A 12,468-nucleotide genomic window follows, 5' to 3' on the forward strand; every position below is an offset into this window, starting at 1 on the left:
CGCATGATGCCCCTGACAATTCATCCGGTCCTGCTTTGCGGAGGTTCCGGAACGCGGCTCTGGCCGATTTCACGCAGGGGCTATCCCAAGCAGTTCGCCGACATCCTGGGCGGGACCAGCCTGTTCCACCGGACGGTCGAACGCCTGCGCGGCCCGGGTTTCGCCGAACCGGTCGTGGTTACCGGGGAAGACCTGCGCTTCATCGTGACCGAGCAACTGGCCGAGGCCAGTCAGGCTGCGGGCGCGATCCTGATCGAACCTGACAGCCGCAATACGGCACCCGCGGTTCTTGCCGCCGCGCTCTGGGTGGCCAAGACGGATCCCGACGCCTTGATCCTGGTGGCGCCGTCCGACCACGTGATTGCAGATGACGCGGCATTCCGCGCGGCCTTGGCAGCCGCCGCAGACGCGGCCGCCGGCGGCGCGCTGGTCACGTTCGGGATCGAGCCGACGCGCGCCGAGACGGGCTACGGTTGGCTTGAACTCCGCTCGCCCGATGACAAGGCCGCGCGTTGCCCCCGGCCCCTGGTCCGCTTCGTCGAAAAACCCGCGCGCCCGCTCGCCGAACAGATGCTTTCAAGCGGCAGGTTTCTCTGGAATGCCGGGATCTTCCTGTTCTCGGTCACGGCGATCCTGAATGCCTATCGGCGCCAGGTGCCCGAGATGGTCGCCTGTGTCGAGGCCGCGGTTGCAGGGGCAGAGCGCGATCTGGGCTTCCTTCGGCTTGCGCAAGCGCCTTGGAGCAGGGTGCAGCCGGAGTCGATCGACTACGCGATCATGGAGCGCGAAGAAAACCTGGTGGTCATGCCATTCGGCGCGGGCTGGTCGGATCTTGGCGACTGGAAGACCGTCTGGCAGGAATCGCAACCCGATAACGACGGCAATGCGGTGTCCGGCAACGCGATCGCGATCGACTGCAGGGGATCGCTTCTGCGCTCTGAAAGCGAAGGGCAGGAACTGGTGGGCATCGGCCTTGACAACATCATCGCCGTGACGATGCCGGACGCCGTTCTGGTCGCGAACATGGCAGACCACCAGCGCGTGAGAGAAGCCGTGGAGGCCCTGAAGGATCGCGGCAAGGCCCAGGCTCAAGACTATCCACGCGCCCACCGCCCATGGGGCTGGTATGAAAGCCTGGCGACGGGCGCACGCTTTCAGGTCAAGCGCATCGTCGTCAAGCCGGGTGGCGCGCTCAGCCTTCAAAGCCACGCCCACAGGTCCGAACACTGGATCGTGGTCGAAGGCACCGCGCGCGTCACGGTCGGGGACGAAGTCAGGCTGATTCCCGAAAACCAGTCGGTCTATATTCCGGCCAACACTGTTCACCGTATGCAAAATCCCGGAAAGGAAGATATGGTGCTGATCGAGGTTCAGACAGGCACCTACCTGGGCGAGGACGACATCGTTCGCTACGAAGACATTTATGCCCGAAAGTGATGATTTGAGTTTGGGGGACTGACATGACTCGTCGACCGATGTCGACCGTTCGGCCGAATACCTGGGAATTCCTGCGCGACGCGATGGTCTATCCCGCGGGCTTTAGGGAATACGACGCGCGCTGGAAATACCCCGACCAGATCAACCTTCCGGGCGTGACCGCGCTTGGCCTGGGGCTGGGAACCCAGATCAAGCGCCGCGGGCTGGAACCCACAATCGCGGTCGGTAACGACTATCGCGACTATTCCCTTGCCATCAAGCAGGCGCTGATGCTGGGCCTGATGCGGGCGGGCATCCGGGTCATGGACATCGGCCCGGCGCTGTCCCCGATGACCTACTTCGCGCAAGGGCACCTCGGGACCTCGGCCGTCGCCATGGTCACCGCCAGCCACAATCCGAACGGCTGGACTGGTGTGAAGATGGGGCTGGACTATCCGGTCACGCACGGCCCCGACGAGATGTCGGAGCTGCGCAACATGGTGTTGGGCGGCACATGGGACGAGGCGCCGGGCGGCTCCTACGAATTCGTGCAGGGCGTCGAGCAGGCCTACATGGACGACCTCGTGGGCGACTTCCGGCTGACCCGCCGCCTGAGGGTCGTGTGCGCCTGCGGGAACGGGACGGCGGGACGCTTCGCACCCGATCTGCTGAAACGGATCGGCGCAGAGGTCATCCCGCTTCACACCGATCTTGATTACGCGTTTCCCAACTACAACCCGAACCCCGAGGACATGCACATGCTGCACGACATGTCGCTCGTCGTGAAGGAAAGCGGCGCCGACCTTGCGCTTGGCTTCGATGGCGACGGGGACCGCTGCGGCGTCGTCGATGACGAAGGCGACGAAATCTTTGCGGACAAGGTGGGCCTGATCCTCGCCCGCAAGTATGCCGCCGAATATCCCGGCGCGAAGTTCGTCGTCGACGTGAAGTCCACGGGTCTGTTCAGCGCCGATCCGGTGCTGAAGGAACTGGGGGCCACGACCGAATACTGGAAGACCGGCCACAGCTACATGAAGCGGCGTGTTCGCGAAACGGGCGCGCTGGCGGGGTTCGAGAAGTCGGGCCACTACTTCATCGCACCGCCCGTCGGCCGGGGGTTCGACTGCGGCCTGCGCGTCGCGGTCGAGATCTGCAAGCTGATGGAGGCCAACCACGACGCCCGGTTTTCGGACCTGAAGAAGGCGCTTCCGACCAGTTTCATCACGCCGACCATGTCGCCGTTCTGCCCGGACGAGGAAAAGTACCGGGTGCTGGACCGGATCATCGAACGCCTTCAGTCGCTGCACGCGCAGGGCGGCGATCTGGCCGGGCACAGGATGACCGGCATCATCACCGTGAACGGCGCGCGGGTCATGCTGGAACATGGCGGCTTCGCGCTGGTGCGGGCGTCGTCCAACACCCCGAACCTCGTGGTCGTTTGCGAAAGCCCTGACAGCCGTGATGACATGAAGGCGATCTTTGCGGCCCTTGACGCGATCATCCGCGAGCAGCCGGAGATCGGGGAATACGACCAGTCTCTCTGAAACCGGCTGGCGCTGCCATGAACTTGGCTTGCGCAGGTTTTTCTGCACCTGCGAAAGCCTTCTTGCATGCTGCAGCGCAATATAATATCCCCCTTTCAACCAATTGCGAAACATCCTTGCGAGGGGAACCAGCATGAGCTTCCGTCTTCAGCCCGCAGCACCCGCCCGCCCGAACCGTTGCCAGCTATTCGGCCCCGGTTCCCGCCCCGCGCTGTTCGAGAAGATGGCGGCTTCTGCTGCGGACGTGATCAACCTTGACCTCGAGGATTCGGTTGCCCCCGGCGACAAGGCCGAGGCGCGCCGCAACATCATCCAGGCCATCGGCGACGTGGACTGGGGCAACAAGCACCTTTCGGTCCGCATCAACGGGCTCGACACGCCATACTGGTATCGCGATGTCGTGGACCTGCTGGAACAATCCTCGGACCGTCTGGACCAGATCATGATCCCCAAGGTCGGCTGCGCGGCGGATGTCTATGCCGTCGACGCGCTGGTCACGGCCGTCGAGGCCGCGAAGGGGCGCAAGAAGCGCATCGCGCTTGAAGTCATCATCGAAACCGCCGCCGGCATCGCCCATGTCGAGGAGATCGCCGCCTCTTCCCCCCGCCTGCAGGCCATGAGCCTGGGTGCGGCGGACTTCGCGGCATCGATGGGGATGCAGACCACCGGAATCGGCGGAACGCAGGAAAACTACTACATGGTGCGCGAGGGCGTGAAACACTGGTCCGATCCCTGGCACTGGGCGCAGGCCGCGATCGTCGCCGCCTGCCGCACGCATGGCGTCCTGCCCGTGGATGGCCCCTTCGGCGACTTTTCGGACGATGAGGGCTTTCTCGCGCAGGCGCGCCGATCGGCCACGCTGGGCATGGTCGGCAAGTGGGCGATCCACCCCAAGCAGATCGCGCTTGCCAATGAGGTCTTTACCCCCTCCGAGGCGCAGGTGAGCGAGGCGCGCGAGATCCTGGCGGCGATGGAGGCCGCCAAGTCCGCGGGGCAGGGCGCCGCGACCTACAAGGGCCGTCTGATCGACATCGCTTCGATGCGGCAGGCCGAGGTGATCGTGCGGCAGGCCGAAATCATAGCCGGCTGAAGGCCCCCACGCCTCACGAGTTGCATTTTCCGGGACCTCGCTTCATATATCCGGGGTCCTGAACGGAGTGTGACATGAACTATCTCGAGTTCGAAAAACCCCTGGCCGAGATCGAAGGCAAGGCCGAGGAATTGCGTGCGCTTGCCCGCAAGAACGAGGAGATGAATGTCGACAAGGAGGCCGCCGCCCTTGACAAGAAGGCGGCAGAGATCCTGAAGGACCTGTACAAGAACCTTGACCCCTGGCGGAAATGTCAGGTCGCGCGCCATCCCGACCGCCCGCATTGCAAGGACTACATCGAGGCGCTCTTCACCGAGTTCACGACCCTTGCGGGCGACCGCAACTTTGCCGACGACCACGCGGTCATGGGCGGCATCGCGCGGTTCAACGACCAGCCCGTGGTCGTGATCGGCCACGAAAAGGGCCACGACACCAAGACGCGCATCGAGCGCAACTTTGGCATGGCGCGACCCGAGGGGTATCGCAAGGCGATCCGGCTGATGGACATCGCACATCGCTTCGGCCTGCCGGTGGTGACGCTGGTCGACACGCCGGGCGCCTATCCCGGAAAGGGCGCCGAGGAACGCGGCCAGTCCGAGGCAATCGCCCGCGCCACGCAGAAATGCCTTGAAATCGGCGTGCCGCTGATCTCGATCATCATCGGCGAGGGCGGATCGGGTGGCGCCGTCGCCTTCGCGACCGCCAACCGCCTGGCGATGCTGGAACATTCCATTTATTCCGTGATCTCGCCCGAGGGCTGCGCCTCGATCCTGTGGAAGGACGCCGAGAAGATGCGCGAAGCCGCCGAGGCGCTGCGCCTGACGGCACAGGACCTTCTGAAGCTCGGCGTCATCGACCGGATCGTTCCCGAACCGCTTGGCGGTGCGCAGCGCGGCCGGCAGGAGGCGATCGCGGCGGTCGGCAAGGCCATTGACTCGATGCTGAAAGAGCTGTCCGGCAAGAAACCCGCCGAACTGATCAAGGACCGGCGGCAGAAGTTCCTGGAAATGGGCATGAAAAGCCTGGCGGCCTAGCCCGTCGGGCTGAACGGTCAGCCGGGCAAGCTGAAGCCGGCTTCCTCCATCAGGCGGTTTGACGCGTCCTCGACCACCGGTTCGATTTCGTTCATGAAGGCTTCGACACGCTTGCCTGCCGGGATGCGCGGCAGGAATTCCACGACCGCCAGTCCCGGCTTGCGCAGCAGGCCATGCCGCGGCCAGAACACGCCGACATTGGTGGCCGCCGGCACGCAATCACGTTTCAGCTGCGCGTAGAGCACGCCGACCCCGACCTTGTAGGGCTTGTGCGCACCGGCCGCGACGCGTGTGCCCTGCGGGTAGATGATCAGCTGGCCCGGAACGTCGGTGCGCGCGGCCTTGACCTCGGCCACCATCTTGCGCATCGCTTCGCCTCCACGACCGCGATCGACGGGGATGCAACCCAGACGTTTGGCGTACCAGCCCACGATCGGCGCCCAGAGAAGTTCCTTCTTCATGATGAACTTCGGCCGCGGCACCACCGAAATGATCAGGATGATGTCGAAAAAGCTCTGATGCTTTGCCGCGATCACGACTTCGTCCCGGGGGACCTCACCGCGGATTTCCGAACGCAGGCCCACGATCGCCGCCGCCGACCATCGGACCCATTTCGTGTAGCCATGAACCGCGCGGACCGCATTTTCCTTGCGCCAGATGACCGCCGGCAGCCAGGCCAGCGCGTAGACGGCCATCGCCAGGTACATCTGAAGGATGAAGATCAGGGAAAGCAGGTATTGCAGGGCAAGTCTCATGGTCGGCGCCTCATGCTTCGCTTTTCAACCGGCTGAGCGCGGCGGCGCGGGTCGCAAGCAGCGCCGTCACGGCCGCGACCGCGGGAACGCACAGCGGCCAGAGCCATTCGCGGCCGGAAAATCCGAGATGGGCCAACACCTCGCCGTCCGCCACGACCGGCAGAAAGGCGACGGCCAGGGCTGCCAGGGCGGTTCCGGCCAGCGCGCCAGCCAGCGTGCGCAGCGTGAAGCGCCGAACGAACGCACGCGCGATCGTCACGTCCCGCGCGCCAATCAGGTGCAGCACGCGGATCACCTGGCCATTCGCCGCCAACGCCGCCTGAGCCGCGAGCGTCACCATCGCCGCGGTCGCCCCCCCGATCAGCGCCAGCGACACGATGGCAAGGCGTCTCAGGCCGATCGCGGTTTCGACCAGCGGCCTGCGCCAGCGCAGGTGGTCGTCAAGCTTCGCACCGGGCGCTTCCGCCTGCAGGCGCAGGGCCAGCCCCTCGGCGTCGAAGCCGTCGCGGGTAGTCGAAACCTCGATCAGCCGCGGGATCGGCAGGGATGCAACCGGCAGATCGGGGCCGAACCAGGGAGCGAGAAGCGCCTGCGTCTCTTCCGCCGGGATCGCGCGCGCCTGCGTGACGCCCGGCGTCGTCGCCAGCACCTCAAGCACGCGCTTTACCTGCGTCTCCGCCTGCTCGGGCGCAGCCGAAACTCGCACGGTGGCTGTGTCCAGGAAAGCGGCCGACCAACTGTCGGCAAGCCGGTTGGCCGAAAAGGCCAGCGCAAGCGCAAAGACCGCCAAGAAGGCCATCGCCGCCGCCGTCATGAGCGTCAACTGCGCGCTTTGCCCCGCAGGGGGCACGATGCGGTCGATCCAGAGCGAAAGCACGGGGCGCTGCGCCAGCTGGACTAGAAACTGCTTCACAGGTCCGCCCCCGCAAGCTGAAGCTGCCTGTCCTTGATCCTAAGGACGCGCGCCGCGACCTGGGCCTTGGCGGTGCGAATCAGGTTCAGGTCGTGGGTTGCGATCAGGATCGTCTTTCCCATTCGGTTCAGCTCGATCAGCAGGGACAGGAGCCGCTGAGACATCTCCCAGTCAAGATTTCCGGTCGGCTCGTCGGCAAGGATGATTTCGGGGGATGTCACGATCGCTCGGGCCAGGGCGCCGCGCTGCCGTTCGCCGCCGGAAAGCTCGGGCGGCATGGCGTCGGCGCGCGACCGCAGCCCGACCCATGCCAGAAGCTCGCGCAGTTCGTCGTCGACCACCGGCCGGCCCGCGACAACCAGTGGAAGCGCGAGGTTTTCCGAAAGCGGAAGATGGTCCAGGAACTCGCAGTCCTGGTGGACGATCCCGATCCGGCGGCGCATCCGCGCCAGCCCGTCACGCGAAAGCCTGGCCAGGTCCTCGCCGAAGGCGGAAAGGTGACCCGAAACAGGACGAAGCTCTCCGTAGCAGAGCTTGAGGAAAGTCGTCTTCCCGGCGCCGGACGGGCCGGTCAGGAAGTGGAACGAACCGGGCGGCAACGTCAAGGTCATGCCGGAAAGCAGCATTCTGCCGGCATAACCATAGCTTGCGTCGCGCAATTCGATCACCGTGTTCCCCCTGTCGCGGCGTGGCATTCCAGTCCCGGTGCCCGCCCGTTTGGCCGCCGCGCGTCGCAAATGCTTGGAACGCGGCGCCATGCTTGCTACAACAGGCCAACAACAAAGGCCAGAATGGCATTTTGAGTTCAGGTTTCGGCAGGTGATCGGGTGACAAGATGCGGCTGATATGCCCCAATTGCGGCGCGCAGTACGAGATTGACGATAACCTCATACCCGCGGCGGGCCGAGATGTTCAGTGTTCGGACTGCGGCACAGCCTGGTTCCAGAAGGGCGCAGCCCAGATTGCGGCAGAGGAAGAGGCGCGACGCGCCGAAACCGCGAGCCGCGCGCAGGAGATGAGTTGGGCCGAGACGTCCCAGCTTGCCGGCGAAACCGAACGTGAGGAAGCCGCGCAAGCACCTGCGGCGCCCCCTGAGCCGGAGCAGATTACGGACATCCAGCCCGAGCCCGAGCCCGAACCCGAACCCGAACCCGAACCCGCCGTATCTCAGGTTCCGCCGACGCCAGAGTCCCGCACGGCTGAAGAAGCTGAGCCGGAACCGGAGCCCGAGACGCAACTGACCTTCAAGCGCCGCGTCATCGACGAGACGACGCTGTCCGTCCTCAGAGAGGAAGCGGAACGCGAAACACAAGCGCGGATCGCCGAGGGCACCGCGACCGAACAGATCCAGCCGCAGGAAGAACAGGCGCCCGAGCGCAGCCTCCAGGTGCGCAGCTCCGATGAGCCCGCATCCGCGCCAGAAGCGGTGACGCAGGACGATGACCGTTCTTCCCGCAAGGAACTTTTGCCGGATATCGAGCAGATCAATTCGACCCTGCGCCCGACGTCCAGCCGCGGGGATGAGGCGGTTTCGCGCGACGCGCCGCAGAATCTTCGTCGCTACCGTGCGTCCTTCCGCTTCGGCTTCATCACGGCGATCGCGGCGATCGGGACGCTTGTGCTGCTTTATGCTTTCGCGCCGGAAATCGTCACGCTTTTCCCCGGGAGCGAGGCCGCGATGTCCTCGTATTTGCAAGCCACCGACGGACTGCGCACATGGCTTGAGACCATGGTCCTGGCAGCGGCCGAAGGTCTGGGCGGTCCCAACCATTAGGATCACGCCGGCCTTGGCCTAGAAGCGGTCCAGAAGCCGTCTCAGGTAGTCCAGCTCAAGCTGCGGGCGGGTCCGATCATTGGACCGGCGCCGAAGTTCGTCCAGAAGGTCGATGGCACGGCGGTAGACATCCCTTCCCTGCAGCATGTTCCGGTCAGAATCTATGCCGCCGAGATTTCCGGCCGTGCGGCCCAACGGATCGCGCGGGACCTCGCGTGTTCCGTCGGCCTGCGCCTGGCCCTGGTTGCCGGGTTGATCCTGCCGGTTCTGCGCCAGCGCCTCGCCCAGGTTGCGCAGTCCTTCGCGCAGGTTGCGGATCGCTTCGGCCTGCCGGTCAAGAGCGGTGGCCATGTCACCGTCACGCAGCGCGCCTTCGGCATCCTGCATGGCGCGGCCCGCGTCGCGCAGTGCCTGCCGCGCCGCTTCATCCAGGTCGCCACCGCCCGTGTCGGGCAGGCGGCCTTCCTGCTGGGCAAGCTGGTCGCGCAACGCCTGCTGGCGCTCCGCAAGGCTGGGCTGATCGCCATTGCCCTGCCCGATGCCGTCCTGGGCTTCGCCCTCTCCGGGTTGGTTCTGGCTGAGTCCGCTGCCATCGCCGCTTCCGCCCGGCTGTCCCGGCTCGCCTTCCTGCTGTTCGCTTCCGCCTCGGCCGCCCTGCTGAAGCCTGCGGAATGCCTCATCCGAAAGCTGCTGCTGGCCGCGCAGCGTCTGCTGAAGATCTCGCATCGCCTGGCCGCCGGGCGACTGTTCGCCGCTACCGCCCTCGCCTTGGGTCACACGAAGGTTTTCCATCATCCGGCTGAGCTGGTCCAGAAGCTCCTGCGCCTCGGCCATGCGGCCTTCTTCCATCAGGCGCTGGATTTCATCCATCATCTGCTGAAGCTGATCGCCCGTCATCGTCTGGCCGTTCTCGGCGCGGCGATCGGGCTCATCCGTCCCGCCCTCGCGTTGCGCGTTCTCTGCAAGTTCCCGGATATAGTCGTTGGTCGCCTGCTTGAGGTCGTCCATCAGCTTCTGGATTTCCTCGGGGCTTGCGCCGTTGCGGATCGCCTCGGCCAGCCGTTCCTGCGCCTGGCGCATCTTTTCCAGCGCATCGGCCAGACCGCCATCCTCGATCAGGATCGCGACCTCCCACAGCGCCTCGGCGACCTCGTCGCGCAAATCGGGGTCCAGCGATCCGGACTCCAGCCCTCCGTCCAGACGCCGCATCGCCACGCGCAGCATGAGATAGGCGCGTTCGTTGCGAATGAAGCCCTCGGGCCGGTGCGTGATGGCGCGCAGGATCTGCGCCGTGCGCTTGCCGTTGTCGCGCGACCACAGAAGATCGCGGCGCATCTCGGCGACGGCGGCGGCAAGCGGGTCGAAGAAACGGCGGCCCGGCAGGATGATGTCGCGCTGCTCGCTCTGGCCGAACTGGCCCCGCGCGTCCTCGACGAAAAGCCTTATCTTCACCGGAAGGTTGGACCAGACGTGCTTCGACGCGTCCTCGACCAGGGTCTCGGTGAAGTCGGCGCGGCTGCCGGCGAAGGGCAGAGGCAGATCGTAGACCAGCGTTTCCTGCGGCTCGGGCTCGGCCGCCAGCCCGTGGCGTCTTTGCAGCCGACTGGCATCCAGCCTCACCTCCGCGCGGCCCCGCAGCACGGCGTAGTCATCGCGCGCCGTGAACGGCTGTGACATCACGCCGTCCGCCTGTCTGCTGATCGTGCCCGCGAATTCCACTGCTGGAGCGGCATCGGGTTGCACGGTAATCAGCCATTCGCGCCCGCCCGCCCCCTCGATCGTCAGGGTGCCCGACCGCGCCGCCTCGAAGTCCATTGCCCGCACCGGCGCGTCCCCGGATGCGGCGGGGCTTTCTGCAAGCTGATCGCCGGACACGCTTTCATAGAACGACAGCTCCGATGCCGGCGCGTAAAGACGGATGGTCACTCGGGTGCCCTCGGGCACCGTGACCGCGTCGTCTTCGAGCGTGTTCAGATAGAGGCTTGGCTTGCCGGTGTAACGGGGCGGCTCAAGCCAGGCCTCCCACGACGGACCGACGGGTGCGGCCGAGGCTCCGGCGCCCGGCATGTCGGTCGCGACCGTCCCGACCTTCCAGACCGATCCGAACAGCAGCGCCATGACCAGCGCCGTCAGCGCGGCATAGCGCAGGGCGTAGGGATCGCGCGTGGCAAGCCGAAGGTCGGGGGCGACGGGCTGTGCGCCGGCCAGGCGTGTGGCCATGCGCTCAAGATGGGCGCGCCAGACAAGGGCGCTTGCCGGATCTTTGCCGCCCACGGCCTGCTGGTCTGTCAGCGTGGCGATGGGGCGGCCCGGAAGCGAGGCGTCCAGCCGCGCCATCGCATCTTGCCGGCTTGGCACGCGGAAGCGGCGGATGCCGATCGCAAGACCGCCCACAAGCACGGACAGCGACAGGACCAACCCGATCCAGAAAACCTCGACCGAGAGGCTTTCCTGCAGGCCAAACGACAGCGCGGCGATCAGTGCCGACAGCATGGTCCAAACCGGCCAGAAGCCCCGTGTGACACGCTCAGCCACCATGCCCGCCCACGTTATGCGGAGTGGCCAGCGGATGTCCCGTAGCGCCGGGGCTGTGGTCGGTGTCTTCTGCGTCATGCTCCCTGCCCGCGGCCCGATCGCGCGGGCATGCGCGTCAGAGCCACGACGGGATGGTATCGCGGTTTATGATCTCGTCAAAGGTCGGACGGGCGCGGATGACAGCGAATTGATCCCCGCTCACAAGAACCTCGGGCACCAGCGGCCGGGTGTTGTATTCCGATGCCATGACCGCGCCATAGGCGCCGGCCGAGCGGAACGCGACCAGGTCTTCGGGTCCAAGCGGAGGCAGCGGCCGGGCCTTTGCGAAGGTGTCGCCGGTTTCGCAGACGGGGCCCACGATGTCGTAGGGCTGAGGCTCCAGCCCCGGCGTGGGTTCCTGCACCGGGATGATGTCATGATGCGCCCCGTACATCGAAGGGCGCACGAGATCGTTCATCGCCGCATCCAGGATCAGAAAGTCCCGCCCTTCGCCATGCTTGAGGTAGATGACCGACGCGACCAGCAAGCCTGCGTTGCCCGAGATCAGCCGCCCGGGCTCGATCTCGACCTCACAACCCAGATCGCCGACGGTGCGCTTGATCAGCGCGCCGTATTCCACCGGCAGCGGCGGGGCGCTGTTTGAACGCTCATAGGGGATGCCCAGCCCGCCGCCCAGGTCCAAGCGGGTGATCGTGTGCCCGTCGGCACGCAGCGCACGTGTCAGTTCGGCCACCTTGGCATAGGCCAGCTCGAACGGCTCCAGGTCCGTCAGCTGGCTGCCGATGTGCACGTCGATGCCCACGACCTCGATCCCAGGCAGGCGGGCGGCCTCGGCATAGACTTCGCGGGCACGCGCGATCGGGATGCCGAACTTGTTTTCCTTCTTTCCGGTCGCGATCTTCTCGTGGGTCTTGGCGTCCACGTCCGGGTTGACGCGGATGGCGATGGGCGCGCGCAGGCCAAGGCCCGCAGCGACCTCGGACAGGGCCAGAAGCTCGGGTTCGCTTTCCACGTTGAACTGGCGGATGCCGCCTTCCAGCGCCTGGCGCATCTCGGCCCGGGTCTTGCCGACACCGGAAAAGACGATGCGCTCACCCGGCACGCCTGCGGCCTTGGCGCGCAGGTATTCGCCCCCCGATACCACGTCCATGCCCGCGCCCAGCTTGGCCAGTGTCTTGAGCACGGCGACGTTGCCGTTCGATTTCACCGCGAAACAGACAAGGTGCGGCAGCGGCGACAGCGCCTCTTCGAACAGGCGATAGTGTCTTTCGAGCGTGGCGGTGGAGTAGACATAGAACGGCGTGCCAACCGCGGCGGCGATATCGCTGATCGCCACATCCTCGGCGTGAAGCGTTCCGTCGCGGTAAAGGAAATGATCCATGGATGCGCGCCCTTCTCTCCCGTTCA

At 65.8% G+C, this 12,468-nt stretch carries 10 protein-coding genes; 5 read left to right on the top strand and 5 right to left on the bottom strand.

Annotated features, from left to right (window positions below):
- Positions 1-6: 6 nt before the first annotated feature.
- The 4 genes from OEW28_RS00680 (at position 7) to OEW28_RS00695 (ending at position 5,084) form a co-directional block, all read left to right on the top strand.
- On the top strand, positions 7-1,437 hold the full coding sequence (locus OEW28_RS00680; RefSeq protein ID WP_263732808.1) for a mannose-1-phosphate guanylyltransferase/mannose-6-phosphate isomerase: 1,431 nt from the start codon (positions 7-9) through the stop codon (positions 1,435-1,437).
- A 23-nt stretch (positions 1,438-1,460) separates the two neighbouring features.
- Positions 1,461-2,960: a phosphomannomutase/phosphoglucomutase gene (locus OEW28_RS00685; protein WP_263732809.1), complete on the top strand. Its 1,500-nt coding sequence runs from the start codon at positions 1,461-1,463 to the stop codon at positions 2,958-2,960.
- Positions 2,961-3,093: 133 nt separating this feature from the next.
- Positions 3,094-4,050, top strand: coding sequence for an L-malyl-CoA/beta-methylmalyl-CoA lyase (locus tag OEW28_RS00690; RefSeq protein WP_263732810.1), 957 nt, complete (start codon positions 3,094-3,096; stop codon positions 4,048-4,050).
- A 74-nt stretch (positions 4,051-4,124) separates the two neighbouring features.
- Positions 4,125-5,084 (top strand): acetyl-CoA carboxylase carboxyltransferase subunit alpha, encoded by a 960-nt coding sequence (locus OEW28_RS00695; RefSeq protein WP_263732811.1) that lies wholly within the window; start codon positions 4,125-4,127, stop codon positions 5,082-5,084.
- Positions 5,085-5,101: 17 nt separating this feature from the next.
- On the opposite strand, the gene OEW28_RS00700 is transcribed toward OEW28_RS00695, so the two are convergent.
- Genes OEW28_RS00700 through OEW28_RS00710 form a run of 3 tightly spaced genes read right to left on the bottom strand, consistent with a single transcriptional unit; the run spans position 5,102 to position 7,447 of the window.
- The gene (locus OEW28_RS00700; RefSeq protein ID WP_263732812.1) at positions 5,102-5,839 is read right to left on the bottom strand and encodes a lysophospholipid acyltransferase family protein; all 738 of its coding nucleotides are present in this window, start codon (positions 5,837-5,839) and stop codon (positions 5,102-5,104) included.
- A gap of 10 nt (positions 5,840-5,849) precedes the next feature.
- The gene (locus tag OEW28_RS00705; RefSeq protein WP_263732813.1) at positions 5,850-6,752 is read right to left on the bottom strand and encodes a cell division protein FtsX; all 903 of its coding nucleotides are present in this window, start codon (positions 6,750-6,752) and stop codon (positions 5,850-5,852) included.
- Positions 6,749-7,447 (bottom strand): cell division ATP-binding protein FtsE, encoded by a 699-nt coding sequence (locus tag OEW28_RS00710; RefSeq protein WP_263732814.1) that lies wholly within the window; start codon positions 7,445-7,447, stop codon positions 6,749-6,751. The genes OEW28_RS00705 and OEW28_RS00710 overlap by 4 nt, the downstream gene beginning before the upstream one ends.
- A 140-nt stretch (positions 7,448-7,587) precedes the next feature.
- Here OEW28_RS00710 and OEW28_RS00715 point away from each other — a divergent pair, with 140 nt between their 5' ends.
- The gene (locus tag OEW28_RS00715) at positions 7,588-8,526 is read left to right on the top strand and encodes a zinc-ribbon domain-containing protein (protein WP_263732815.1); all 939 of its coding nucleotides are present in this window, start codon (positions 7,588-7,590) and stop codon (positions 8,524-8,526) included.
- Positions 8,527-8,544: 18 nt separating this feature from the next.
- Here the strand turns inward: OEW28_RS00715 and OEW28_RS00720 are convergent, their stop codons facing one another.
- Both OEW28_RS00720 and lysA read right to left on the bottom strand, forming a co-directional pair.
- A complete protein-coding gene (locus OEW28_RS00720; RefSeq protein ID WP_263732816.1) occupies positions 8,545-11,139 on the bottom strand; it encodes a TIGR02302 family protein in 2,595 nt (864 codons plus the stop codon).
- Between the two features lie 37 nt (positions 11,140-11,176).
- Positions 11,177-12,442 (bottom strand): diaminopimelate decarboxylase, encoded by a 1,266-nt coding sequence (gene lysA / locus OEW28_RS00725; protein WP_263732817.1) that lies wholly within the window; start codon positions 12,440-12,442, stop codon positions 11,177-11,179.
- Between the last annotated feature and the right edge of the window lie 26 nt (positions 12,443-12,468).

The organism is Albidovulum marisflavi (assembly GCF_025751435.1).
In the GTDB taxonomy this organism is placed as follows: domain Bacteria; phylum Pseudomonadota; class Alphaproteobacteria; order Rhodobacterales; family Rhodobacteraceae; genus Albidovulum; species Albidovulum marisflavi.

What these genes read in the sequence shown, in the direction of transcription:
- OEW28_RS00690 (WP_263732810.1), top strand. Translation starts at nt 3,094, where the DNA reads ATGAGCTTCCGTCTTCAGCCCGCAGCACCCGCCCGCCCGAACCGTTGC.
- OEW28_RS00700 (WP_263732812.1), bottom strand. Translation starts at nt 5,839, where the DNA reads ATGAGACTTGCCCTGCAATACCTGCTTTCCCTGATCTTCATCCTTCAG.
- OEW28_RS00680 (WP_263732808.1), top strand. Translation starts at nt 7, where the DNA reads ATGCCCCTGACAATTCATCCGGTCCTGCTTTGCGGAGGTTCCGGAACG.
- OEW28_RS00685 (WP_263732809.1), top strand. Translation starts at nt 1,461, where the DNA reads ATGACTCGTCGACCGATGTCGACCGTTCGGCCGAATACCTGGGAATTC.
- OEW28_RS00695 (WP_263732811.1), top strand. Translation starts at nt 4,125, where the DNA reads ATGAACTATCTCGAGTTCGAAAAACCCCTGGCCGAGATCGAAGGCAAG.
- OEW28_RS00710 (WP_263732814.1), bottom strand. Translation starts at nt 7,447, where the DNA reads ATGCCACGCCGCGACAGGGGGAACACGGTGATCGAATTGCGCGACGCA.
- OEW28_RS00720 (WP_263732816.1), bottom strand. Translation starts at nt 11,139, where the DNA reads ATGACGCAGAAGACACCGACCACAGCCCCGGCGCTACGGGACATCCGC.
- OEW28_RS00715 (WP_263732815.1), top strand. Translation starts at nt 7,588, where the DNA reads ATGCGGCTGATATGCCCCAATTGCGGCGCGCAGTACGAGATTGACGAT.
- lysA (WP_263732817.1), bottom strand. Translation starts at nt 12,442, where the DNA reads ATGGATCATTTCCTTTACCGCGACGGAACGCTTCACGCCGAGGATGTG.